The following is a 25983-nucleotide window of genomic DNA, read 5'->3' as shown; positions in this document are numbered from 1 at the left end:
AAATACCGTGATTTAACGGGGTAAGTGCAGCTCTTTAAACCTGTACTTTGGGGTATGCTTCACAAATTAAACCTGCCTAAACAGATCATCCCCAAAATTGAAGAGTTTGCTACAATGCTTAACCTGTTGCCTTGCACGGTAATTATCCACGACTTGCGGGATTGGTCGGTAGTTTATATTTCTAAGCGGGGGCTGGATGGTTTACAAACGTCAATTGAAGATATCACATCAATTACCGCACAAGAGTATTACAAACGATACTTTAATGCCGACGATGCGCAGGATTATGTACCCAGGATATTAACCCTTTTAGAGAACAACAACAACGAGGAGATAGTAACCTATTTCCAACAAGTGAGGTTCCCGCGGAATGACGACTGGACCTGGCACATGTCAAGCACCAAAATTTTTATGCGGGACCATACCGGCAAACCAAGTATGACCATTACCGTAGCGATACCGTTGGATGCCATGCACCACATGAACGCTAAGGCCGACAGGCTGCTTGCCGACAACAATTTTCTGCGCAAAAACTTTAAACAATACTCCCAATTAACCAAGCGCGAAAAAGAAGTACTGGCCCTGGTAGCCCATGGCAAAAGCGCGGCTTATATAGCTAATGAGCTTTTTATTTCTGTAACTACAGCCGAAACGCATCGTAAAAACATCAAAAAGAAACTAAATGCTGGTACTTACGAGTTGATGCAATACGCCCGGGCATTTGATCTGATCTAAATAATCATCAAAAAAAGGCCTGCTCAACTTGAGCAGGCCTTTTCAATAAAAACTTTTAAACCTATTATTTTACCGGTGCTGTTTCGGGTGCTTTACCTATCAGGTCCATAAACTGATCTAGTTTAGGGGTGATGATAATTTGCGTACGCCTGTTTTGGGCCTTACCTGCTGCTGTGCTATTATCAGCAATTGGGTTGTACTCGCCACGGCCACCTGCGGTTAAACGTTTAGGGTCTACCTGGTAAGTTGTTTGCAATGCAAGCACTACAGACGATGCCCTTAAAGCACTCAGGTCCCAGTTGTTACGGATGTTCTTCATGGTGATCGGCACATTATCGGTGTTGCCCTCTATCAGTACATCGTAATTGGCGTAATCTTTTATGATCTTGGCAATTTTGCTTAAGGTTGTACCTGCTTTATCAGTCAGGTCATAACTGCCCGATTTGTAAAGCATGTTATCCGAAAGGGAAATATACACTACACCTTTCAACACTTTCACATCAACATCTTGGATTTCAGACTGACTTAGCGAACGGGTTAAATTATTGGTAAGCACCATATTAAGCGAATCACTCTTGTTTTTGGCATTAACCAGTTGCTGAATGTATTTATTAGAGCTGTTGATCTCATCAACCAGTTTAGAAATGTTTAAGTTACCTTGTCCGCTTGAGGTTAAACACTTATCAAGGGCCGATTGTAGTTGTTTATTGTTAGATCGTTCTGATGCTAATTGTTCATCAAGGCCTTTTACTCTTTCTGTTGCGAGGCCAAGGTTACGTTCGGTAAGCAGGTACCTGCCTTTCATTTCGCGGGTGTTACTGTCAAGTTTATCGTAGTTGGCTTGTAGTTCTTTATATTTTTTGCTGCTTACACAACTGGAGGCTACAACGGCTGTAATAAATAACGCCGGTATCAATATTCGGAGTTTCATAAAAAAAAATTTAGTGAAAAAATTTAACTGTAATGTATAAGAACGGTTTATATGGAATAAAGTTTTAATTAGGCCGTTATGGTATTGGTGCCAAGTGAAAATGGTTTGACATATTTTTAACAAAAAGGGCATATTTGCCGTACATCTAAAAAATTATCTATGAAAAAAGGACTAACAATTATGCTGGCAGCAGCCATGTTATTATTTAATGCTTGCTCAAAAAAAGACAGCGACGTAGTAACATCAGACAATACCTGGTCACTGGGCAGCATTACACATTATGTTAACACAACCGCTAAAACAGGCGGCAACACAATTGTATTTAATGACAGCGGAGACGGCCATAAAGGCACTTTAACCGTTTTTTTTAAAACTTTCCCAACAGCAGCAGGCACTTACCAGCTTGTGCCTAAAACTGTTTTAGCGCTTGGCGACAAACAATGCCAGTTAAGCACCACCGATGCCTCCGGAACCACTTATGATTTTGCAACAGGTACAGCCAATGTAGCCATCTCATTTAACGTTAAAGACCAGTTGTCTATAGCTATACCCGAAATAACCGTGGCAAATACACCTGCTAACGCGTTAAAGTTGGCCGCTACAGTTTACGACGAGGATTAATATTTTTATTGGTTGGCAGCATCACTTTCAGGCAAAATTGTAGTAACATTATAGTTAAAAATTTGCGGATATATTAGCTTGTTAATATCTTGCCGGCCTATAATAAAGCCATGGTTAACAGCACAACAACGGGACAATCCAGACTGATCAATTTAAAATGCCCGGCTTGCGGTGCGGAGTATGACGCCGCCCAGCCAAATACATTTTGTATTGTCGAGGGATGCAACAGCACACTCTTCGCGCAATATGATCTAAGCCAGCCACTTAGTAAAGAAATTTTGATGGGACGCCCTGCCAATATGTGGCGTTACCGAGAGTTACTTCCTGTCTTGGATGATGAGAATATTGTTACCATGGGCGAGGGTTTTACACCCATTATCCCCATAAAAAACCTTACCCATGATACTATCGGCAATCAGGTATTCTGGAAAGATGAAGCGGGCAACCCAACGGGTTCATTCAAAGCACGCGGCATTGGTATGGCTGTTTCCAAAGCTAAAGAGTTGGGTATTAAAACCATAGCTACCCCAACCGCGGGTAACGCGGGTGGGGCATTGGCCGCATATGCTGCACGTGCCGGTGTTAAAGCCATCGTGTATATGCCCAAGCTAACCCCGCAGGTATTTAAGGACGAATGCCGATTGTATGGTGCTGATTTAGTGGAGGTTGACGGCAATATTGCGGATTGCGGTAAGCGGGTTGCCGAAGGTTCTGCCGAACACGGCTGGTTCCAGATCTCGACCCTGAAAGAACCCTATCGCCTTGAAGGCAAGAAGACTATGGGCTTTGAGATAGCCGAGCAGTTTAACTGGGAGTTGCCCGATGTAATACTTTACCCCACAGGTGGCGGAACAGGCCTTATAGGCATCTGGAAGGCATTTGACGAGTTGGAGCAGCTGGGTTGGATAGGTAGCAAGCGCCCACGTATGGTTACTGTACAATCCGAAAGTTGCGATGGTATTGTAACCGCCTTTAAAGGAGGGGATTACAGTGCAGAATTTGTGGATCGAGGTTTTACGATTGCCAATGGCCTGCGTGTGCCTAAATCATTTGCGGATAAGATTATATTGAAAGTGCTGCGTGATAGTAACGGTACTGCCCTCACCATTAGCGATATAGAAATGAACGACGGCGTAAAGGAGATTGCCCGGCACGAAGGTATGCTGATAGCCCCTGAAGGCGCTGCATTATGGCAGGCCTATAAAAAACTAAAAGCATCTAACTGGATAAAACCCGGTGAGACCATTGTTTTGGTAAACACCGGAAGCGGGTACAAATACCTGGAAAATATAACGATTTAAATCACCAAAAAACGCCCGTCAATCACCAAAAACTGACCCTGATTGTTCTTTATTGGCTGCATTTTTGTACTGTAAAATACAATTAAAAAACAAGCGTCATGTTAAAAGATTCAAAAGCGTTCAGCGGGTTTTCTGTCAATGATGTTGATGCCGCTCACCAATTTTACGGCGAAGTTTTAGGCCTGCAAGTTGACAAGGCCGAGGACATGGGCGGCATGCTCACCATCCATATCGATGGCAACCAAAACAATATTTTGGTGTACAACAAACCCGACCATCAACCGGCTACCTACACCATTTTAAACTTTCCGGTGAAGGATGTGGAGGCAACCGTAAAAGAGTTTACCGCCCGCGGCGTAAAATTTGAGATCTACGACAGCGAATACCTGAAGACCGACGAACACGGCGTATCCAAAGACAACGGTGGGCCAACCATCGCCTGGTTCAAAGACCCGGCAGGCAATTTCCTGTCTGTGTTTGACCCGGACTCCGGCCCGCAACCGCTTAATTTCTAATTAATTTCTTTTCAAACCATAATTAACACTGAACGTTAGTTAGTTATGAGCCTGGAGAAATATGCCCGAAAACGAGATTTTGAAAAAACCTCGGAACCCAAAGCCGGTAGCACCAAGGATAAAGCTAAACTGATGTTCGTGATTCAAAAGCACGATGCATCGCGCCTGCATTACGACTTTAGGCTGGAGATGGACGGCGTACTTAAAAGCTGGGCCGTACCCAAAGGCCCCTCAACCGACCCCAAGAATAAGCGACTGGCCATGATGGTGGAGGACCACCCGTTCGACTACCGCAACTTTGAGGGCATTATCCCGCAGGGTGAATATGGCGGTGGTACGGTCATCGTTTGGGACGAGGGCACCTACGAGCCTATCGAGGAAATAAAGGGCGGCAAAAAAGCACAGGAGAAATATCTGCTGAAACAACTTAAAGACGGCTCGCTGAAAATAAAACTTCACGGCGAAAAACTGGAAGGCGAATATGCCCTGGTAAAAACCCATGGCATGGGTGAGAATGGCTGGCTGCTTATTAAACATAAAGACGATTTTGCGTCTGCCGCCGACATCACAAAAAAAGATAAATCTGTACTCTCCGGCAAAACTATCGAGAAGATGGAAAAAACCAGCGAAAAGGTTTGGAAGGATGGCGAAGAGCAGAATGTAGAAGAAGAGAAACCAAAGAAGGCCTCATCAAAAAAAAAACTTCATGAGCCTGTGGCAGATTTGGCAGAAGAAGCTGGGGAAGCATCTGAAGATAAGAAGATAAACGTTAAAGCGATCCTGAAGAAAGCACCCAAAGGCAAGATCCCTACCGGCATAAAACCCATGCTGGCTACCCTGGTGAACGAACCCTTTGACGACCCTAAATGGGTATATGAAGTGAAATGGGACGGTTACCGCACGCTTGGCTTCATATACAAAGGCGAGGTACAGCTACTGTCGCGCAATAACAAGAATTTTAATGAGAAATACTACCCGCTAAAAAAAATACTGGAAAGCTGGAAGCTTAACGTGGTTATCGACGGGGAGATATTGGTGCTGAACGATAAAGGCGTGTCTAACTTTGGCGCCCTGCAAAACTGGCGCAGCGAGGCCGATGGCGAATTGGTAATATACGTGTTCGATATACTTTGGTACGAGGGTAAAAACCTGATGGACCTGCCGTTGACAGATCGCCAGGCCATAATGCGCGATGTGATCCCAACGGATGACGACCGCGTGCGCATCAGCCAAACTTTTAAGGCCAACGGCACCGAATTTTTTGAGGCTGCCGGCAAAATTGGCCTGGAAGGCATTATGGCTAAACGTGGCAACAGCACCTACGCGCCCGATAACCGCTCTAAAGACTGGCTAAAAATAAAGATCAACAAACGGCAGGAGGTGGTTATTGGCGGCTTCACCAAAAACGAAGGAACCGCCAAGCAATTTAGCTCGCTGTTGTTAGGGGTTTACGAAGATGGCAAATTATTGTATGCAGGCAAAGTGGGTACAGGCTTTTCAAACAAATTGCAAAAGGAAATGATGGCGACGTTTAAGCCATTGATAACAGTTGTAGTGCCGTTTACCAGCGAACCAAACGTAAACAAACCATCCCGTTTCCGCCCTAATCCGCCGAAGGCTAAAGCTACCTGGCTAAAGCCAGAACTGGTTTGCGAAGTAAGCTTTGCCGAGGTAACCAGCGACGGCGTGTTCCGCCACCCATCGTTCGAGGGGATGCGGGTTGATAAAAATGCCAAAGAGGTAGTGCGCGAAACGGAAGCCGATACCACCGGCATTGTGGAGGAGGAAGAGCATCACACCGAAACAAAAAAGGCCTCTCAACATAAATTGGTTGCCGCGCCCAAAGAAGCCGTTAAGCGTACGCTGCTGAACCCTAATGAAGAAACCCAGGTAAAAAAGATTTGCGGACATGACCTGAAATTTACCCACCTCAGCAAGGTTTACTGGCCCGGGGATGGCATTACCAAGCGGGATATGTTCAACTACTATTACCAGGTTGCTGAGTATATTCTGCCATATTTGAAAGATCGCCCGCTATCCCTTAACCGCTTCCCTAATGGCATCCAAGGGCCAAGCTTTTATCAGAAGGATGTCCGCGGCAAATCGCCCGATTGGGTGAAAACATTCCCCTATACCACCAGCGATGGCGAGGATAAAGATTATTTAGTTGGGCATGATGAAGCCACTTTGCTTTGGATGGCATCTTTGGGCTGCATCGAAATGAACCCCTGGTTTAGCCGGATACAGTCGCCTGATAATCCCGACTATTGCATTATCGACCTCGACCCCGATAAAAACACCTTCGACCAGGTGATTGAAGCCGCGCAGGAAGTAAAGAAGGTGCTTGATGCCATTGATGTTCCAAGCTACTGCAAAACCTCCGGCTCTACAGGCATGCACATTTACATTCCGCTGGAGGCTAAGTACGATTACGACCAGTCGCAGATGTTTGCCCGCCTCATTGTCAACATCGTGCACGAGCAGATCCCCGATTATACCTCACTGGAGCGAATGATCAAAAACCGCAAAGGCAAAATGTACCTCGATTTTTTGCAGAACCGCCCCGGTGCAACCATTGCCGGCCCGTACTCGCTACGCCCAAAACCCGGCGCAACCGTTTCCATGCCCCTGCACTGGGACGAAGTAAAACCCGGCCTTACCATGAAGCACTTTACCATCCATAATACTATTGCCCGCCTCAAAAAAGAGGGCGATCTGTTTAAGGGGGTACTTGGTAAAGGGATAAACCTGGAGAAGACGATCAAAAAAGCGCAGGGTATATTTAAGTAACAATAGGGTTTAGAAAGACGCGAAGTATCGCGTCTCTACGAATAGAATCCGTTCGCCTTATCCCAACGTCATTGCGAGGTACGAAGCAATCTCTTTAGGACAAGTCGACGATTGGTTCTCCGTTAGGAATGGCAGTAGGTGTCTTTTAGCCTGTGGATGTTCATTTCTTTTTTGTCGCAAAAAAGAAACAGAACCAAAGAAAAAACACGCGGCTGTACCGCGTCGCTGTTAAAGGGTGTGGTGAGGCAATGCCTGTGCTATCCGCAACGCGCTAAGGCCGCATTAGGAGAGCTAACATTCTGTTTATCAGGCTCATTGTTTGAGCAATTTGTCATGCTGATCCGTTAGCCAACGGAGTGCATCTGATCGCCGCCATGTATAATCGATTGCAAAGTTCAATAATAGATCCTTCGCTATCGCTCAGGATGACAAGGAGCTAAAAAAGCGTCGGCCTAAACGTCAAAGCGGGCGGGCCGGGCGTATGGCGGGAATGTCGGTTTAGCTTCTAAGTCCGCGCATGCGGCGAGAAGCGTTAAGAACCGGCAGGGCGGGCGGAAGCTTCGCTTTGACTTGGCCTTTTCTTTTGGTTCGTTTTCTTTGCGGCTAAGGCAAAGAAAATGAACATCCACAGGCTTAACGGCAACTAAAACTGCTCCTAACGGAGAACCAATCGCCGACGTTCTATTGAAGATTGCCACGCCACGCTCGCAATGACATAAGTGTGAGCTTTAGGCAACTAACTGCACTTCCACCTTTTTAATAAGCACCGTCATATCGAAAGGTTTATGGAGAATATCATCCGGGGCGCCCTCTTGAGTCATGGCTAAATCCAGGTCTTCTTCTGCAGAGCAAATGATAACCGGGGTATCCATAGTAGATTTATTGAGTTTTAAGATCTTACAAATATCGCGGCCATCCATGCCGGGCATGTTCGCATCCATGATCAGCAGATCGGGATGGGTTTTTCGCACTTCTTCTATCACGCGTTCGCCGTTCGGCAGCGAGGATACATCGTAGCCGTTATTGATCAGTATGTAACTCATTACTTCTATTATCAATTCGTTATCGTCTACTATTAATATTCTCTTGCGCATAATATGGTGGTTCTGCAAAGCCCGTGCCGATATTTATAACGCGTTTAATATTAAGGCAATTATATTAATCTTAAGTATAAACAACTATAAAGCATAAGAGCGCGACCGGATTTCCGGTTACGCGCTCTTATGATAATATTGTGGTTTAATAACCACAACATGTATTAAATATGTATAAAAAATTCGCTGGCAGGGCGTCGTACTTTCGCGGCGTTTGCGGTCTCATCATCTTCGGCGCGGTAACCTATTGTTGCAATAACGGTAGCGGTTAAGCCTTTTTCTTTTAAGCCCAATACCTCATCGAAACCGGCTGGGTCAAAACCCTCCATAGGGCAAATGTCTACGTGTTGGTCTGCAGCGGCAGTTACCAAAATACCTAAACCTATATAAGCTTGTTTTTGTGCCCATATCAACAATTGTTCTGGTGTGCGGCCGTTGATAGCGCCTAATACCATGTCTTCAAAACCAGCTAATGCTTCACGGGGAATGTTGCGGGTTGCGGCAACGTTATCTATGTATTTTTTGCCAAAATCTTCGTTAATGTTAGTTTCGGCGGCAAATACGATCAGCTGCGAGGCATCCGTAATTTGCGTTTGGCCGTAACCTACAGCTTTCAATTTTTCGCGCGTGTCTGCATCTTCAATTACCAATATGCGGTAATGTTGTAAACCTAATGATGATGGTGCCAGTTGCACGGCATCTAATATGGCTTTTAATTTTTCGGCAGCTATCTTTTTTGTGCTGTCGAATTTTTTAGTGGCGTAACGCCATTTTAAATTATCTACTAATGACATGTTGTTTCTTTATTTAGTTATGGGTACAAATATAGATGTTGCAACACGCACATTGGTCATACATAAGTAAATACTATCATTGCAGGAGGTAAAATTTAAAATTCGTTGGAGGTGGAGCGGAGGTCGCCATATTCTTCGCCTTCAAAATGGGCGGTTTTTAAAATTGGGTCGATCTCAAAGTTCCAGTAGGAGTGCTGGTTGTGGAGGTCGTTTACAATAGCCGAGCAGCTAAAGGTAAGCTGTAATTTATAGTTGACGCGGATGCGGCCTTTAAATGTAATGGGGTCAAAACGCTTTACCTCGAAAGCAATCGCGTCAAACTTTGATGAGCCGTACTTGTCCCGGTTCTCCTCAGTTAACGCCTCAAGCAATAAATTATAGGGCTGTATGCCAGGCTTGAACAGCATTTCAATTGTTGATCGTAAGGCGTCGTTATCCAGCGAAATGGCAAGATCTCCGGGTAAAGCAATATCAAACTTTTCCTGCATGGTTAAGGCATCCGGTCTTTTAATTCGTTAACCTTTGCTTTGCCTTCGTCCTTCAGGCGGTTCTTTTCCGCTCTAATTTCTTTTTTAGTACGGCCGGCGGTATCTACGTTATCCACTTTCAATTTGTAATCGGCTTTTACCTTTTCTATTTCCAGTTTAAGGCGGGCTTTAATGGCATCGTTGGTCTCTTCGATCCTCTTCTCCATTTTGGCCTCGGTAGTATCTTTTTTACCGAACATGCGCTGGAAGAAACCTGGTTTTTTAGGCTCTTCAAAAACAGGTGCGGCAACACCTACGCCACCAGCATCGTCGTCTTCAGATTGGTGCATCAGGCTATCGGCAACCGCGGTATCAATAGGTGCTATAGTTTGGCGCAAGCCCTCGCGCAGGCGAACGCTATAGAAGCCATAAGCGTTGGTATCGGGCTGGGTAAGGCCCTTTTTAGCCATCAGCCTGCCTATGAGGTTAAAGTAGCCGTGCAGGCCCTGCCTTAGGCTCCCATCGGGCTGAAATGCGTACAAGCCGGCCTTAGGGTTAGGAACTATACTGGCCAGGTAAATACTTTCGCCAATAGTTAATTCCGACGGCGATTTGCCAAAATAATATCTTGAAGCTTCGCCAATACCGTAAATGCCCCGGCCCCATTCGATGATGTTGAAGTAAACCTCCAGCATGCGGTTTTTGCTCATGAGGCGGTTATTCTCTATTAGCCAAACGATCAGGATCTCCTCGATCTTGCGCGACAGGGTTTTGTTCCTGCTCAAAAACGCGTTCTTGATCAGCTGCATGGAAATGGTACTGCCACCACGTTTGAATTTATTTTCCTTAATATCCGTAATGATGGATTTGCGGATAGACTCGTCCACAAAACCACGATTGGTATAAAATGAAGGGTCTTCGGCGGTCATCACCGCGTTGCGGATGTTTGGCGAAATGTTTTCTAAAGGCGTAAAGTTAGTTGCCCCGGCCCCGATTGTATGCGGCGGCATAGGCTTGCCTTTTTCGTAAGGGATGTAAACAAAGGTGCTGTTAAGCTTGCCCAGGTCTGCGCGGCCGTATTTCAGGATCTTAAAATCGCCATCCTTTTGCAGGCGCGAATCAAATACCATGTCATCCAGGTGCGCACGGTTCATGAACATGTTTAAGCTATAATTTAGCTTACCGGTAACCCTAATGCCATCCAATGATTCGAACATCCCGGTAGGGAACGAATCAAAAACATCCTGCGCGTTCACCCAGCCGGTATTAACCTTTGCCTCGTAAATTTTAACCGGGTTAAGGGTATATTTTAAGTAGGGGTTAGCCGTTAGTTTTTTTAGGTGGATAACCGATGAACTATCTAACGAAACATAGTTACTGCCCACAAAAACATTGGCATCAATAGAACCGTAAGGCACCACAATATCGCTCACAGATAGTCCCGGATGGTTCAGCAAGAGGTTGCGCACACTCCACGAGCCGTAGATCCTGGTTTCGCCGCTGCTGTTTTTAACGTTGCTTAGCTTGGTGCTAATGGTGTCAAAATTCAGCTTTAGCTTAAATTTCTTTTGGATGATGGGTAGTTCCACCTTTTTGCCATCGGCGTAAAGGTGCACATCAATGTCTTTGTCGGATGGTGCCATCTTGCCATCGATATGCCAGGTTGCATCGCCGTCATTCACGTTGATGGTTGAGGCAAGCTTACCACCTTTAATGATAGCCGTTTGAGCCAGCATCTTTACTTTGGTGCTATCGTCCACAAAACTCATCTTAAAATTATGCAGCGACAGGTTATCGGGGATCTTGTAAAGCACCTCGTTGATGAGGTTATTGGAAAGTACAGACAGGTCTACCTTATTGCCGGTGTTGGTGGTATCCTTCTTCTTTTTAAACAGAAAATCGAAGTTTTTGACGCCTTTGATGCTGGTAAGGTTCAGGAAACCATCCTGCAGGATCACATCGGCCAGTTTAATATTGCCGAATATGAGCGGGAATAGCTTAACACTTACACTAAAGTTTTTGATATTCAGCAGGCTGTCGCGCTGAAAAGGGATCACACTAATATCGGTAAAAGCCACTGTACTTAAGCCCGTAAACTTTGCCGAGCCTATTTTTACATCTAAATTATAATCCCTTTTTGCTTTTGCTTTAGCTTTGTAAATGGCTTTTTGAAGCAATACCTCGCGCTTAGAGTAGGCCACGTATCCGCCTATTAGCATAATAACTACTAATACAAGAACAGTTATACCTGCAATACGGATATATTTGGGGTTGATACGGCGCATATAGGAATTTTGCTTCAAAACTAATTAATTACAATGTTTGCAAACGGTTGCAAGCTGCAAATTGTTTTTCATAACAAACGCATGCCGGCCCCTGTTTTCGTATTTTTGAGATGAAATAAATATGGAATTTACTAAAGAACAAGTTTTACAAGCCCTTGGAAATGTTGAGGAACCCGATCTTAAAAAAGACCTGGTAACCCTAAACATGATCCAGGATATACATATCGACGGTAACAAGCTAACCTTTTCGGTAGTGCTAACCACGCCGGCATGCCCGCTTAAAGCGTTGATAGAAAATGCCTGCCGTAATGCCATTGGCCACTTCATTAGCAAAGAGATAGAGGTTATGGTGAACATGACCTCGCAGGTAACCACCCAGCGTAATACGGGTGTACCGGGTGTGAAGAACATTATCGCGGTAGCTTCCGGTAAAGGCGGGGTAGGTAAATCTACTGTATCGGTAAACCTGGCGATTGCACTTTCAAAAACGGGCGCTAAAGTGGGTTTGATAGATGCTGATATCTACGGCCCGTCAATCCCCATTATGTTTGGCCTGGAAGGCGTACGCCCAAAAGCTACACAGGAGAACGGCAAAACACGCATTGAGCCCATTGAAAAATTTGGCATCAAGTTGCTTTCGATAGGTTTCTTTACCGACCCTAACCAGCCCGTGCCATGGCGCGGGCCAATGGTATCTACCGCGGTTAAACAATTGTTTAATGATGCCGACTGGGGCGAACTGGATTACCTGGTGATAGACCTGCCACCGGGTACCGGCGACATACATATTACGGTTACACAAAGCTTCCCGGTTACGGGCGCTGTAATTGTTACCACGCCACAAAATGTGGCTTTGGCCGATGCTAAAAAAGGTATTGGGATGTTTATGATGCCGGCTATTAATGTGCCTATTATGGGCGTGGTGGAGAACATGGCTTACTTTACCCCGGCAGAACTGCCCGATAATAAATATTACATTTTTGGACAAGGCGGCGGCCGCAAGCTTGCCCAAACGTTAGATGTGCCCTTTTTGGGAGAGATTCCGTTGATAAAAGGTATCAGCGATTCGGGCGATGCGGGCCGGCCAATTGTAATGGACGATGATGGCGTAATGACTACCGCATTTATGGAAATGGCCAGGCGCGTTGCCCAGCAGGTTTCTATTTGTAACGCCCAAAAGGCCGATGTAGCCTCACCACAAACCCTCTCCGGTAAGCAGGGGCTTTAAGAAGCCCTCCCTTGCGGGGAGATTTAGAGGGGGCGTGTATAAGGATGTTGATTATTATTAATAACTTTACTTTATAATTTAAATTAGAATGAGTTTAACAGATCAGGTGGAAGCAGCGTTGGATACCATAAGGCCTTACTTAGAGGCAGATGGCGGTAACGTTTCTATCGAAGAAATCACTCCTGAAAAAGTGGTAAGGCTTAAGTTATTAGGTTCATGCGGCTCGTGCCCTATGAGCATCATGACGCTTAAGGCGGGAATAGAGCAAGCCATTTTAAAGGCCGTACCGGAAATTATCGGCATTGAAGCAGTAAACCTAACCGACATTGATGACCCCAATGCCGTGCTTCCCGAAAACTTAAGATAGTGTTAAGAAGTGTTAAATACGTTATTGATATATTTCAATGATGTATTTTTACCCGCTTATTTAACGTTAATAAACATGGCAGGTGTTTTGTGTTATATAAATAAATGAAAAAATTAATTGGCATATTGTTTTTACTGGTGTCTATATCGGCATTCTCCCAACAAAAAGAGAACCCGCTGGTACAGTTTACCGGTGTGGTATACAATGCCGATAGTACAGGTTTGGTTGTGCCTTACGTAACCGTAACCAACACAAGCAGCCACAATACGGTAAATATCACCAACTATAAGGGCTATTTCTCTTTTGTAGTGCACGAGCAGGATTCCCTGCAGTTTACCGCGATAGGTTTTGCGCCCGTTACTGTGGTGATACCCCAAAACATTAAAAGCAAAAGCTACACCGTACAGGTAACTATCAGACAGCAGATGATTAACCTGCCAATGGTTAGGGTTTTCCCCTGGGCCACAACAGATGAGTTCCGCAAGGACTTTGTGAACGCGAAAATAGCCGATGACGACCTGGAGATAGCCCGTAAAAACATCAGTCGCACTTCTATAGTAGCCATGGCCAACACCCTGCCACGTGACGCGCAGGAGATCCAATCTGCCAACGCGCAATACATGCACCAGGACATTGTTAACCAGCACTCTCGGGTTAACCCCTTACTTAACCCACTTGCCTGGGGTAGTTTGATCAAGTCGATAACCGATGGGGACAGTAAGTAAGAGGCAAGAATTTTATTCTCCAAATTAATATTAGAACCTTATCTCTGTTGGCAATACATTATTGTATTTTTGATTAGCTAAGATTTAATCGATGTTTTACAATATTCCATTATTGCCCCCTCAAAAGGATTTAGAAAGCAAGATAGTTTTAAAAAAGCTGCCTTCTGCACATAGAAGGTTAGCAGAGCTAAAAGGCGTTGCCGCTACTATACCCAATGAAAGCATATTAATAAATACGTTAGCGCTGCAGGAAGCGAAAGATAGTTCAGCTATTGAAAACATTATTACTACTCATGATGAACTATATAAAGCACAGCTTTTTGAGGAATTGATTTCAAATGCATCTGCAAAAGAAGTTAATAACTATGCGGAAGCGCTAAAACATGGATTCGATCTCGTTAGAAAGAATAAAATACTCACTACCAATCATATTATACAAATACAACAAATACTTGAACAAAACGATGCCGGGTTTAGAAAGGTGCCGGGAACAGAACTAATCAATCAAGCTACCGGAGAAAGTATTTATACACCACCTCAAGAATATGATAAGATAGTTGAGGTGATTGACAATATGGTTAAGTTTATGAATGACAGCATTGACAGCGACCTTGACCCATTAATTAAGATGGCAGTTATTCACCATCAATTTGAAAGTATTCACCCTTTTTATGATGGAAATGGAAGGACAGGTAGAATTTTAAATATTTTATATTTAGTTGTCCATGATTTACTCGATTTACCGATATTATATCTAAGCGGATATATAATTAAAAATAAAGCAGACTATTATCGACTGTTACAAAAAGTTCGAGACACGGGTGAGTGGGAAGAGTGGATTGTTTATATGCTAAATGGCATTGAACAAACGGCAAAAGAAACTATAGTATTGATTTCGCAGATGCGATCTTTAATGCAAGATTATAAGATGCGTATTCGTAAAGAATTGCCGAAGGTTTATAGTCAAGACCTGTTAAATAACATTTTTAGACATCCTTACACAAAAATTGAATTTGTGATGAAAGAGTTAATGATCTCAAGGTTGACCGCATCTAAATATACAGCCTTATTAGTCAAGCGTGGTTTTTTAAAAAAGGAGAAAATAGGTAGGAGTAATTTTTACATAAACGTTCCATTATTCAGGCTATTTAAAAACGAGGTGGAATACAGACAACAAGCTCCGCCAATTCAAACCATCAATCCGATTGTACAATCATAATGTATATAGAAAAAGATTAAAATTATACATATTAAAATGTACATGTATAGAAAATGGCAATTTTCTATACATGTACACTAAAAATGTGTATAAGGAATATAATTTTTAAGCATAAAAAAAGCAGGATGTTCAACATCCTGCTTTTTCGTTTATATAGTATTTATGTGAGACATATAGGGCCTAATCTCTAATTAACCAATCTCCAACCTTCTAACGTCCTTTCTTCGCAGCCGGGAATTTCATCCTGTAATCAACGTCAACAGAACCTTTAGAGATATCGTTAAGGCGTTTTTCTATTAAACGCTTACGCAGCGGGCTTAATTTATCGGTAAATAATTTACCTTCTATATGGTCGTACTCATGTTGGATAACGCGGGCAGCCATACCGGTAATGGTTTCTTCATGGTGTTTCCAGTTTTCGTCGTAGTAAGAGATCTTGATGCTTGGTTTGCGCCTTACATCTTCGCGGATATCCGGGATGCTTAGGCAGCCTTCGTTAAAAGACCATTCTTCGCCGGTTTCTTCCAAAATGGTGGCATTTATAAATACTTTTTTGAAATCCTTAAGCGCAGGCTCTTCATCATCAAACGGGGTAACATCAACCACAAACAAACGCATAGACATGCCCACCTGTGGTGCAGCCAAGCCAACACCGCGCGCGCCATACATGGTATCAAACATATTACCCACTAATTCTTTAATGTTTGGGTACTCATCTGGCTCAATAGACGTGGCCTTTTTCCTTAAAACAGGGTCGCCGTATGCTATTATAGGATATTTCATGGTGCAAAGGTAGAAGTTTTCTTATTTAGGCTCAAATAATAAGGTTATCATACGGTCATTATCAAATATTTCATTGCTAATTTCCAGCAGGTCTTCGGCGGTAACCGAGTTTATTTTGGCGAAAATGTCTTCCAATGAATCTATCCGGCCAAAATCCATCAGGCTTTTAGCCATAGAAATGATAAGGCTCATGCGGCTTTCTTCGGCCAGGGCTATCTGCCCTATAAACTTTTCTTTTGCCTGGCGCAGCTGTACCGCGCCCAATTTATTCTCGCGCAGTTTCTTTAGTTCTTTATGCACCAGCTTCAGGGCTTTATCGGCCTTTTCGGCATCGGTACCAAAGTAAATAGAAAAAATGCCGGTATCGGTTAGCGAAGTATAATTAGATTCGATGGTGTAAGCGATACCATGCTTTTCCCTTATCTCCAGGTTTAAGCGATTGCTCATGCCCATGCCGCCCAAAACGTTGTTTAGCAACAACAGGCCATATTTATTTTGATGTGCCGATGGGTACGCCCGCCCGCCAATGATACAATGCGTTTGCGAGATGGGTTTCTTTAAAATATAGATGCCGCGGCTTATTGGCGCGGGTGCTATGCGTTGTTTTTGGTTGGTGTTCTCCGGCACGCTGCCAAAATACTTTTCGCACAGTTTCACAAGTTTTGTAAAATCGTAATCGCCATAAACGGCGAAGATCATTTGGTGGGTGTTGTTATTAGCGGTGATGAACTGTTTGATGTCTGCACCATTTAATACCCCAACACTCTTAGGCGTGCCTAAAATATTGTTACCTATGGGGTGGCCCTTAAAAAGGTATTCTTCAAAGTCGTCTTGTATGGCTTCTTCGGGCTGGTCCAGGTATGACGAGATCTCGTCCAAAATCACGCCGCGTTCTTTCTCCATCTCATCTTCGGGGAAGGTAGAGTGGAACAGGATATCCTCGAACAGGTCTACCGTGCGCTCTAAATGTTGTTTTAACAACGAAGCGTGGATGCAGGTGTATTCTTTGGTGGTGTAGGCGTTCAAGTCGGCGCCAACCAATTCCAGCCGGTTCAGGATCTGCGGGGTGTTGCGCCTCTCCGTTTCTTTAAACAGCAGGTGTTCAATAAAATGAGCGAGACCTTCTTTTTTGGGCAACTCATCGCGCGAGCCCGCATTGAGCACAAAACAGCAATGTGTAATAGGCGACGGCGAATGTTTAAATAATATGCGGATGCCGTTTGGCAGCGCGTGAACCTGGTGATCTGTCATAAAAGCTTCAAAGATAGCGTATAAACATGCAATTTGTTTGGCTTTGCGTATGTTTACGATATGAAACTACAAATAGCTGACCTTGAATTTGCGCCAATGTATTCGCACGAAACCATCCAGCAACGCATTGTTGAGCTGGCGCAGCAGATAAATGATGATTTTGAAGGCCGACAGCCCATATTTGTAGGCATCCTTAACGGCAGTTTCATGTTTGCGTCCGACCTGGTGAAAGAGATTGTAGTGCCCTGCGAAGTTACCTTCACCAAGTTGGCCTCCTATTTCGGCGGACTCTCCAGTACCCGCACCATCCGCGATGATTTTGATTTGCACGTAAACATCACCGGTAAAGATGTGATCCTTCTGGAGGATATTATCGACAGCGGCAATACCATTAAATACCTTATTGAAAAATTACAGGTGCGTAACCCGGCATCCATCACCGTTTGTACCCTGCTTTTTAAACCCGATTCGGTTGAGCACAGCATCGAAGAACTAAAATACGTAGCCTTCCAGATCCCTAACGAGTTTGTAGTAGGCTACGGACTGGATTACCGGGAACTGGGTAGAAATTTGAGAGGGATTTATAAAAAGATTTAATATCTTTAAGGTAGAAAAAATACCTCATCACAGTTATGATTATTTCTCGATTTTTAAAAAAGTCAATCGTACTTATTGCGCTTTCCTTTCTCGGGAATATAATTAATGCGCAAAACCGTGATACAAGCTTTTATTACGTTAGAGCTGTTGGCTATGCACAAAGGATTATGCCCACAATTGATAGTGCTAATTTTATACGTGTATTGCCCCCGTTTGAAGAAGATGATAAAATTGTTGAAATAAAGGAATTTTATTTTGATGGGAAGTTAAAATCGGCTACACAATGTAAAGCAGAATCCATAAATCTTAAAAATGGAATTGGTCAGTATAATGGAAAACGCATTGCGTTTTATCCATCCGGATCAAGAGAAAGCATCTGTGAATACACTGACGGGGTAAAAAACGGCATAGAGTACCTATATTATGAAAATGCCAAACTGCATTTAGTTATTAAAAACCGAATAAATTATCTCTACTACCCAAATGACGTTAGAATAATCGATTTTTACGATATGTCGGGTATACGGATATGTACAGAAGGCAACGGGCAAGCAATAGTATATGACGCTGATTTTAAAGTTTTTTTAAAAGGCCCTATTAAAGATGGTAAAATGGACGGTGTGTGGGAAGGGTTCTCAAGAGATATTAATGATGTGAAGTATCAATTAATATATAAAAAAAATGTTTATCAGTCTGGTAATAGCCGGGAGTTGACCACTGGTAAATCTTATACATTTAATGATTTATATATACCGGCGCACAATGAAAAAGATATCGTAACTTTTGTAAGTAAGCTAAAGAAAAACTTGAAAGCCCCTAAAGTTCTTAGTGTAAATATAGACTCCGTTCAGATATATTTCGAGATTGAAACTGATGGAAAGGTAACGCATTTCACTACAATTGAGCCCGTTTCGGACGACTTGCTGAGTGCGTTGAAAATTGCCGTTGAGCAATGCCCAAAATGGGTGCCCGCGAAATTATACGGTATACCATTACGAACGCAATTCGCAGTTACGTTGGGGATTCAAAAAAAAACCAGGTTTAATTATTTTCAAAAAACGGTCGAAAATTATCAAGTACCGCTTTACCGTGAGATTCCCATAGGCGCATTGCCTGTTGTGCCGAGAAATTTTGATTAAAGTTTTTTACACCCCAACCACCATCATCTCACTCAATATCTCCAGCGCTTCGTCTATGTTGCCAATACGCTCTACACTCAGGCGGAGGGTGTTTTTAACTTCCTTAAGATTGGTGCGGCGTGGGTTGCGCTGTACAAATTCAAGCACTTCTTTAAACGCCTCGGTTTCAAAATAGGCCGATTGCTGGTTGGTGATGAAATAGCCGCGCAGCACATTCTTTTTCAAAGATACTTTCTCGAAACCTATTGCCTTGCCTAACCATTGCAGGCGCATGGAGTTCAACAGATCGTGTACCTGCGGCGGGATAGGGCCAAACCTATCGTGCAGTTGCTGTTTAAAGGCTTGCAGTTCTGTTTCGTTTTCCAGTTTGCTAAGTTCGGTGTACAGGTTATAGCGTTCGCCGATGTTGGTTACATATTCATCCGGGATTAGGATCTCCTGGTCGGTATCTATCTGTGTAAAGCTGATGAACGGCCTTGGCTTATCATCAGGGAACACGCCTTTAAATTCGTCTTCCTTCAGTTCCTGTATGGCTTCATCCAATATCTTATGGTACATTTCGAACCCGATTTCGGCTATAAAACCGCTTTGTTCCGCCCCTAAAAGGTTCCCGCTGCCGCGGATGTCCAAATCGCGCATGGCAACGTTAAAGCCGCTGCCCAGGTCGCTAAACTCTTCAATGGCACTAAGCCGTTTGCGAGCCTCGTTGGTTAAAGTAGAAAGCGGCGGACTCAGCAAATAACAGTACGCCTTTTTGTTGCTCCGCCCAACGCGGCCGCGCATCTGGTGCAGGTCGCTCAGGCCAAACATGTGGGCATGATTGATGATAATAGTATTTGCGTTGGGGATATCCAACCCGGCCTCTATGATGGTAGTAGCCACCAATACATCGTACTCGTGGTTCACAAACTTTAGCATCACATCTTCCAGCGCATCGCCCTCCAACTGGCCGTGGGCAATACCTATGCGCGCTTTTGGCACTAGTTTCTGGATCATGCCGCCAAGCTGTGGCAGGTCGGCAACGCGGTTATGGATAAAGAATACCTGCCCGTCGCGGTCTATCTCTTGCTGTACAGCGTCTTTAATCAGCGTATCGTTAAAAACATGCAGTTCGGTAAGTACCGGCTGGCGGTTTGGCGGTGGGGTAGAGATAATGGAAAGGTCACGCGCGCCCATCAAAGAGAAGTGCAGCGTACGCGGGATAGGCGTGGCCGTTAGCGTTAATGTATCCACATTAGCGCGCATGTGTTTCAGTTTTTCTTTTACCGTTACGCCAAATTTTTGTTCCTCGTCAATGATCATCAAACCTAGATCCTTAAACTTCACATCCTTGCTCACCAAACGGTGCGTGCCGATGATGATATCCACTTTGCCTTCTTTCAATCCCGCAAGGGTATCTTTGATCTGTTTGCTGGTTTTAAAGCGGTTTACGTAATCTATATTTACGGGGAAGCCCTTTAGCCTGTCGCTAAATGTTTTGTAATGCTGGGCCGCTAAAATGGTTGTAGGCACAAGTATAGCCACCTGCTTACTATCGGCAACGGCCTTGAACGCCGCACGAATGGCAATTTCTGTTTTACCGAAGCCCACATCGCCACAAATCAGCCTGTCCATAGGGTGCGGAGATTCCATATCCTTCTTGAAATCAACGGTGGCTTTTTCCTGGTCCGGCGTGTCTTCGTAAAGGAAAGATGCTTCCAGTTCGGTTTGTAAATAGCTATCGGGCGAAAAGGCATTCCCATCCTGTGTTTTACGCAGAGCGTACAGCTTGATTAGGTCGCGGGCAATGTCCTTAACTTTTTTTTTTGTGGTTTTCTTGAGGCGTTCCCAGGTATCGGTACCCAGCTTGTTCATGCGGGGTTCGGTGCCTTCTTTGCCGCTGTATTTGCTGATGCGGTTAAGCGAGTTGATGTTTACATACAGCAAATCGTTATCGGCATACACCAAACGGATCATCTCCTGTGTTTTGCCGTTCACTTCTACTTTTTCGAGGCCGGCATATTTGCCGATGCCGTGGTCGATATGGGTTACAAAATCGCCGGGCTTAAGGTCGCGCAGCTCTTTAAGTGTAATGGCTTGCGAGCGCTGGTAGCCTTTTTTAAGCTTGTATTTATAATAACGGTCAAAGATCTGGTGATCTGTATAGCAAGCCAGCTTTTGTTCGCGATCAATAAAACCCTCGCGGATGCTGATGCTTACCGGGGTAAACTTTACGGTCTTGTCCAGGTCTTCCAGGATAGCATAAAGCCGCTCTACCTGCCTTGCCGAATCGGTAAGGATATAGTTCTCTATCTTTTCGGCCTCGTTGTTTTTAAAGTTATGGATCAGCAGGCTAAAATCCTTATTGAACGATGGTTGCGGGCGCATATCAAAATGAATAGGCGTTGCATCGTTATAAAAAAATTGCTTACCAAATTCAACCAGTGGAAAGTCGTGCAGTTGGTCGGCAATCAGTTTCTCGTCAGTAAAGCTAAATTTAGGGTCTATCCAATCCGGGTTCTGGTTCTTTTCATCGGCAGATAAAGCCTTCCATAACTGGGTGGCTTTTTTGTGCCCGGTTTGGATGATATCCAACGTAAACTGCACATCTTTTATCCACACCTGTGTGCCGGGTTCCACATATTCCAGCAGCGAAATATTATTCTCTGTTAAGAATTTAGATTGTACGTTAGGTACAATGGTGATAGTTTTCACCTGCTCAACCGATAGCTGACTTTCTATTTCAAAAGTTCGGATCGATTCGATAATATCGCCAAAAAACTCTACCCGGTAAGGGAGGTCATGCGAAAAAGAGAAAATGTCTACAATTCCACCACGTACAGAGAACTGCCCCGGCCCGTAAACAAATTCCACCCGGTCAAAATCATACTCCACCAAAAACTCGGTGATGAAATCGATACTTAGTTTATTGTTGACAGAAATTTCCAGCGTATTTTTTTCCAGCGATGCCCGGTCAATTACCTTTTCGGCCAAAGCCTCGGGGTAGGTTACTATCAGCTGCCCGTATTCGGTAGCGTGGTTAAGCTCATTCAATACCTCGGCACGGGCAAGCACATTGCTGCTGTCAGGCTGGGTAAATTCAAATGGCTTGCGGTATGATGATGGGAAAAGCAGGACTTCTTTACCTGTTAAATTCTCCAGGTCGGACAGGAAATAGGCGGCTTCTTCGCGCTCGGGCAGTACAAACACCATGTGCTTGTGCTGCAAAAAATATAATGCTGCCGCCAAGGCCGCATCACCCGACCCGACTAAACCACGAAGCTGCACCCTTGGACTTTTACCGGCATTTAAGGCTTGCGCCAATGCCTTTATCCGTTCGTCGGCCTTGTATCGCTCTAATATATCACGGATGTTCAAAACGGTGTAAATATAGGTAAAAAAGCCTTTTTTTACAGGCCGAACTATATATCATTAAAATTAAAGCAAACAATTAGTGTTTATGTTTACTTTTAAATGATATTTAAAAACAACAACACAGAACTAAACTCTCGTAACATGAAAAACTCGGTAATATTTGGATCAATAATAGGCGTTTTAAGCGTGGTATGGCTTTTTGTTATGCGCCAAACAGGTTATAATTTATCAGACAGTAAAACAAACCCAATCGAATATGTATCCATACTGATCCCGCTTATAGGTTTATATTTTGGCGTAAGAAAGTTAAGGGACGGCGAGCTTAAAGGCAACATGGGCTTTTTAGAAGCATTGGTACAAAGCTTAAAAATTTTAATGGTAGGCGGCGTTATAGCGATATTTGCCGGTATCGTTTTTATAAACTGGGGTAATGGAGACAGTAACGATACCACGTTCCAAAGCTTTAGCGGCCGTATTTTTGGCGCCCTGCTTGTTGGTGTATTAGAGGCTTTTGCAGTATCTTTATTGCTTACCACTAAAAGCAACCGTGTCGATTAAGAAAATATTTAACAGGTATTTCGAATTAATCTTCTGGATTGTGGCTTTGATCTGCCTGGCGTTTACAAACCCGGCAGGCCAAAGCCACTTTAGTTTATGCCCATTAAAATTGCTTGGCATTACCTGGTGCCCGGGGTGCGGCCTTGGCCATGTTATTTCCTATTTGTTTAGGGGTTATGTTAAAAGCTCTTTCCAGGCGCATTGGCTTGGCATGCCCGTTTTGCTGCTTTTACTATACCGGATCTACACGCTTGCTATAAACAAGCAATATAAGTTTACCGCTCCCCGTCGGTAAAAAAAACTTCCCGTATTTCGCCGAATAAATTGCCGCGCTTACCGATGGTTTACAATAAGCTGCCTAATAGCCGTAGGCAAAATTGTCATTCGATAGTAGTTTTACATCATCAAATCACACAATAAAAACTAAAACGATGAACACTTACAATCCTTATATGTCGCTGCCAGGCATCACAACAGAGGAAATGGCAACACTACATCAAGCAACTAACGACTTAACAGACGCGCAAAAACAAAGCTTTTATATGATCTATTCAAGCAAAAGGCGCAGCCCGCAGGATATACTGATTTTCACACTAATTGGCTTTATAGGCATTGCCGGTGTGCAAAGGTTTATGGTAGGCCAAACGCTAATGGGTTTGTTTTATTTTTTCACCGGGGGCTTTTGCCTTATCGGTACCATTGTCGACCTGATCAACCACCAGTCGTTAGCGAACGATTATAATCAAAAAATGGCATACGAAAGTTTCCAGATAGCCAAAATGGGCATCTATAATCAACAATAATCACCTAAACTTTATCACATATATTTTAATTTCTTAAACCATATCACAATCATGAAAAATTTAAAAACATCTGCAACCCATAAATTAGTGTCACGCTTTGACAAAGAACTAATGAGCATTTTAATGAACGACCTTAAAACACTTAAGGCCCGCCAAATAAAACACGCTGCCTTATAACGGGGAAGCTATCTAAGCAATACAAAAATCAAAACGCGGTGAGCGTTGGTAAACCCAAAAAAGGTTAGCGCCAAAGAAAATATCACCTGTACGTTTTGATTTTTTTTGGCCTTACCCAAGCCCACTCCAAAGGAAAGGGCTTAAAAAAGATAGAGACAACCCTCTCCTTTGGAGAGGGCCGGGTAAGGTTAAAATATTCCTTCCAAACATCGCCCTACCTTATTACCTTAGTGCAATTATGAAATTAGCACAGCTAACTACTTACCTCGAAAGCATAGCCCCGCTGGCCTTGCAGGAAGATTATGACAACAGTGGATTGATCGTCGGCCAGCCCGATATGGAGATCAGCCAGGCGTTGATCTCGCTGGATTGCACCGAAGCCGTGGTTGACGAGGCCATCGCTACCGGTTGCCAGGTTATCATTTCGCATCACCCTATTGTATTTAATGGGCTTAAAAAGTTCAACAGCAAAACCTATGTAGAGCGCGTGGTGGAAAAGGCCATCCGCAATAACATCGCTATTTATGCTATCCACACCAACCTGGATAATATTATGACGGGGGTTAACGCCCGTATTTGCGAAACCCTTGGCTTAACCAATACCCGCATACTGGCACCCAAGCATAACCTACTTAAAAAGCTGGTTACTTATGTGCCTATTGCACAGGCCGAGCAGGTGCGCAAAGCTTTGTTCCATGCAGGGGCAGGGCATATTGGTGAGTACAGCGAATGCAGTTTTAGCGCGGAGGGCACGGGCACTTTCAAAGGAAGCGAAAATAGCGACCCTTATGTGGGCGAACCAGGAGTGCGCCATCACGAGGAAGAAATGCGGATAGAAACCATCTATCCGGCTAACCTGGAAAGCAAAATTATTATGGCGCTGGTATTGGCGCACCCATATGAAGAGGTGGCATACGACCTTTACAACCTTACCAACCAGCACCAGCAAATAGGCAGCGGGATGATAGGCGACTTGGAAGTGCCGATGGACGAAGCCGAATTTTTAGGCGAAGTAAAAGCCGCGATGGATTGCGTGGTGATAAGGCATACGGCATTTACCGGCAAACAGGTAAAAAAAGTAGCCGTTTGCGGTGGCTCGGGTGGGTTTTTATTGAAGCATGCCATAGCCGCGGGTGCCGAGGTTTTTGTTACCGCCGATTATAAATACCACGAGTTTTTTGATGCCGAAGGAAAAATAGTGATTGCAGACATTGGACATTTTGAGAGTGAGCAATTTACGCAACAATTATTGTGCGAAATTATTCAAGAAAAATTTCTTAACTTTGCCATCCGTTTAACAAAAGTGAATACAAACCCCGTCAAATATTTTATTTAATGGAACAAACCATAGAACAAAAGCTTAAAGCTTTATACGACCTGCAACTCATCCACACCAAAATTGACAAGATACGCCAGGTAAGAGGTGAATTGCCTATGGAAGTTGCTGACTTAGAAGATGATGTTGCCGGCCTTGAAACCCGCATACAAAAAATTAAAAACGAGCTTGATGATCTTGAGGACGAAATTGTAACCCGCAAGAACCTGATCAAAGACTCTCAGGCTAACACAAAAAAATACGAAACTCAGCTTAATGAGGTTAAAAACAACCGCGAGTATGACGCTATTTCGAAAGAAATTGAAATACAAGGCTTAGATATACAAGTGAGCGAGAAAAAAATTCGTGAATTTGGTTTTGAGATCTCTTCAAAAACCGCCATTTACGAAAAAGCGCTTGCCGACCTTGAAGCACGCCGCAGCGACCTTGAGGCTAAAAAAGATGAGTTAGGTACTATTACTGCCGAAACTGAAAAAGAAGAAAACGAATTAACCGGCCAGGCAGAAAAAGCTACAGCTACTACAGACGAGCGTTTATTAATCGCTTATAATCGTTTGCGTACAAACGCTAAAAATGGTTTAGCGGTAGTAACTATCCAGCGCGATTCATGTTCTGGTTGCTTTAACCAGATCCCGCCTCAGCGCCAGTCTGACATCCGTCAACGTAAAAAGATCATCGTTTGCGAGCATTGCGGGCGTATCCTGGTTGATGAGTTAATGGCTCTTGAAGAAGAGAACGCTTAATTTGCAACCACGTTTATAAATTTATATTCAAAAGGCCCCGTTTACGGGGCCTTTTTTTGTTATCAAAACCATGTCATTGCGAGGAGCGTAGCGACGCGGCAACCTCAGCATATCCGCATGTCCTTTGAGATTGCCGCGCTGTCGCTCGCAATGACATAGTTGTAGTTTTT

Annotated in this window: 25 protein-coding genes; 17 read left to right on the top strand and 8 right to left on the bottom strand. The window is 43.9% G+C overall.

The genetic code is table 11. From position 1 onward, the window contains the following. Positions 1–54: 54 nt before the first annotated feature. Positions 55–735, top strand: a complete 681-nt coding sequence (locus NAF17_RS14455; protein WP_252758715.1) for a response regulator transcription factor — start codon at positions 55–57, stop codon at positions 733–735. Between the two features lie 64 nt (positions 736–799). On the opposite strand, the gene NAF17_RS14450 is transcribed toward NAF17_RS14455, so the two are convergent. Continuing rightward, positions 800–1666, bottom strand: coding sequence for an OmpA family protein (locus NAF17_RS14450; RefSeq protein ID WP_252758714.1), 867 nt, complete (start codon positions 1664–1666; stop codon positions 800–802). A gap of 159 nt (positions 1667–1825) precedes the next feature. Between NAF17_RS14450 and NAF17_RS14445 the strand changes: the two genes are divergently transcribed. The 4 genes from NAF17_RS14445 to ligD all read left to right on the top strand — a co-directional run bounded on the left by NAF17_RS14445 (position 1826) and on the right by ligD (position 6893). Further along, on the top strand, positions 1826–2287 hold the full coding sequence (locus NAF17_RS14445; protein WP_252758713.1) for a hypothetical protein: 462 nt from the start codon (positions 1826–1828) through the stop codon (positions 2285–2287). A 110-nt stretch (positions 2288–2397) separates the two neighbouring features. Then, the gene (locus NAF17_RS14440; RefSeq protein ID WP_252758712.1) at positions 2398–3588 is read left to right on the top strand and encodes a threonine synthase; all 1191 of its coding nucleotides are present in this window, start codon (positions 2398–2400) and stop codon (positions 3586–3588) included. Between the two features lie 98 nt (positions 3589–3686). Beyond that, complete coding sequence (locus tag NAF17_RS14435) at positions 3687–4103, top strand: VOC family protein (RefSeq protein WP_252758711.1); 417 nt, start codon at positions 3687–3689, stop codon at positions 4101–4103. A 45-nt stretch (positions 4104–4148) separates the two neighbouring features. Further along, entirely contained in the window at positions 4149–6893 is a 2745-nt protein-coding gene (gene ligD / locus NAF17_RS14430) for a DNA ligase D (RefSeq protein ID WP_252758710.1), read from the top strand. A 728-nt stretch (positions 6894–7621) separates the two neighbouring features. On the opposite strand, the gene NAF17_RS14425 is transcribed toward ligD, so the two are convergent. The 4 genes from NAF17_RS14425 to NAF17_RS14410 all read right to left on the bottom strand — a co-directional run bounded on the left by NAF17_RS14425 (position 7622) and on the right by NAF17_RS14410 (position 11551). Beyond that, on the bottom strand, positions 7622–7987 hold the full coding sequence (locus NAF17_RS14425; RefSeq protein WP_252758709.1) for a response regulator: 366 nt from the start codon (positions 7985–7987) through the stop codon (positions 7622–7624). 164 nt (positions 7988–8151) lie between these two features. Then, complete coding sequence (locus NAF17_RS14420) at positions 8152–8781, bottom strand: NAD(P)H-dependent oxidoreductase (RefSeq protein ID WP_252758708.1); 630 nt, start codon at positions 8779–8781, stop codon at positions 8152–8154. A 95-nt stretch (positions 8782–8876) separates the two neighbouring features. Further along, entirely contained in the window at positions 8877–9269 is a 393-nt protein-coding gene (locus NAF17_RS14415) for a hypothetical protein (RefSeq protein ID WP_252758707.1), read from the bottom strand. A 2-nt stretch (positions 9270–9271) separates the two neighbouring features. Beyond that, entirely contained in the window at positions 9272–11551 is a 2280-nt protein-coding gene (locus NAF17_RS14410) for a transglycosylase domain-containing protein (RefSeq protein ID WP_252758706.1), read from the bottom strand. A gap of 103 nt (positions 11552–11654) precedes the next feature. Between NAF17_RS14410 and NAF17_RS14405 the strand changes: the two genes are divergently transcribed. From NAF17_RS14405 to NAF17_RS14390, 4 genes are all read left to right on the top strand, one after another. After that, positions 11655–12761, top strand: a complete 1107-nt coding sequence (locus NAF17_RS14405; protein WP_252758705.1) for an Mrp/NBP35 family ATP-binding protein — start codon at positions 11655–11657, stop codon at positions 12759–12761. Positions 12762–12849: 88 nt separating this feature from the next. Next, the gene (locus NAF17_RS14400; protein ID WP_252758704.1) at positions 12850–13128 is read left to right on the top strand and encodes a NifU family protein; all 279 of its coding nucleotides are present in this window, start codon (positions 12850–12852) and stop codon (positions 13126–13128) included. Between the two features lie 104 nt (positions 13129–13232). Further along, a complete protein-coding gene (locus NAF17_RS14395) occupies positions 13233–13853 on the top strand; it encodes a carboxypeptidase-like regulatory domain-containing protein (protein ID WP_252758703.1) in 621 nt (206 codons plus the stop codon). Positions 13854–13944: 91 nt separating this feature from the next. Further along, on the top strand, positions 13945–15072 hold the full coding sequence (locus NAF17_RS14390; RefSeq protein ID WP_252758702.1) for a Fic family protein: 1128 nt from the start codon (positions 13945–13947) through the stop codon (positions 15070–15072). A 210-nt stretch (positions 15073–15282) separates the two neighbouring features. On the opposite strand, the gene def is transcribed toward NAF17_RS14390, so the two are convergent. Next, the gene (gene def, locus NAF17_RS14385) at positions 15283–15855 is read right to left on the bottom strand and encodes a peptide deformylase (RefSeq protein WP_252758701.1); all 573 of its coding nucleotides are present in this window, start codon (positions 15853–15855) and stop codon (positions 15283–15285) included. A 21-nt stretch (positions 15856–15876) separates the two neighbouring features. Further along, positions 15877–17106: a M16 family metallopeptidase gene (locus NAF17_RS14380; protein ID WP_252758700.1), complete on the bottom strand. Its 1230-nt coding sequence runs from the start codon at positions 17104–17106 to the stop codon at positions 15877–15879. A 60-nt stretch (positions 17107–17166) separates the two neighbouring features. Here NAF17_RS14380 and hpt point away from each other — a divergent pair, with 60 nt between their 5' ends. Together hpt and NAF17_RS14370 are read left to right on the top strand one after the other, a co-directional pair. After that, entirely contained in the window at positions 17167–17703 is a 537-nt protein-coding gene (gene hpt, locus NAF17_RS14375; protein ID WP_252758699.1) for a hypoxanthine phosphoribosyltransferase, read from the top strand. Between the two features lie 35 nt (positions 17704–17738). Then, positions 17739–18842, top strand: a complete 1104-nt coding sequence (locus NAF17_RS14370; protein ID WP_252758698.1) for a toxin-antitoxin system YwqK family antitoxin — start codon at positions 17739–17741, stop codon at positions 18840–18842. A gap of 6 nt (positions 18843–18848) precedes the next feature. Here NAF17_RS14370 and mfd read toward each other — a convergent pair whose 3' ends face one another. Further along, complete coding sequence (gene mfd / locus NAF17_RS14365) at positions 18849–22199, bottom strand: transcription-repair coupling factor (RefSeq protein WP_252758697.1); 3351 nt, start codon at positions 22197–22199, stop codon at positions 18849–18851. Positions 22200–22337: 138 nt separating this feature from the next. Here mfd and NAF17_RS14360 point away from each other — a divergent pair, with 138 nt between their 5' ends. From NAF17_RS14360 to NAF17_RS14340, 6 genes are all read left to right on the top strand, one after another. Beyond that, positions 22338–22754, top strand: coding sequence for a DUF4199 domain-containing protein (locus NAF17_RS14360; protein WP_252758696.1), 417 nt, complete (start codon positions 22338–22340; stop codon positions 22752–22754). Continuing rightward, positions 22744–23049, top strand: a complete 306-nt coding sequence (locus NAF17_RS14355) for a DUF2752 domain-containing protein (RefSeq protein WP_252758695.1) — start codon at positions 22744–22746, stop codon at positions 23047–23049. The genes NAF17_RS14360 and NAF17_RS14355 overlap by 11 nt, the downstream gene beginning before the upstream one ends. A gap of 136 nt (positions 23050–23185) precedes the next feature. Next, positions 23186–23557 (top strand): TM2 domain-containing protein, encoded by a 372-nt coding sequence (locus NAF17_RS14350; protein WP_252758694.1) that lies wholly within the window; start codon positions 23186–23188, stop codon positions 23555–23557. A 51-nt stretch (positions 23558–23608) separates the two neighbouring features. Further along, positions 23609–23734, top strand: a complete 126-nt coding sequence (locus NAF17_RS18165; protein ID WP_256474529.1) for a hypothetical protein — start codon at positions 23609–23611, stop codon at positions 23732–23734. Between the two features lie 238 nt (positions 23735–23972). Beyond that, positions 23973–25070 (top strand): Nif3-like dinuclear metal center hexameric protein, encoded by a 1098-nt coding sequence (locus tag NAF17_RS14345; protein ID WP_252758693.1) that lies wholly within the window; start codon positions 23973–23975, stop codon positions 25068–25070. Further along, positions 25070–25813 (top strand): zinc ribbon domain-containing protein, encoded by a 744-nt coding sequence (locus tag NAF17_RS14340; protein WP_252758692.1) that lies wholly within the window; start codon positions 25070–25072, stop codon positions 25811–25813. The genes NAF17_RS14345 and NAF17_RS14340 overlap by 1 nt, the downstream gene beginning before the upstream one ends. Positions 25814–25983: the final 170 nt, after the last annotated feature.

The organism is Mucilaginibacter aurantiaciroseus (genome assembly GCF_024055595.1).
Taxonomy (GTDB): domain Bacteria; phylum Bacteroidota; class Bacteroidia; order Sphingobacteriales; family Sphingobacteriaceae; genus Mucilaginibacter; species Mucilaginibacter aurantiaciroseus.
This window is presented reverse-complemented; position numbering and strand designations above follow the sequence as displayed.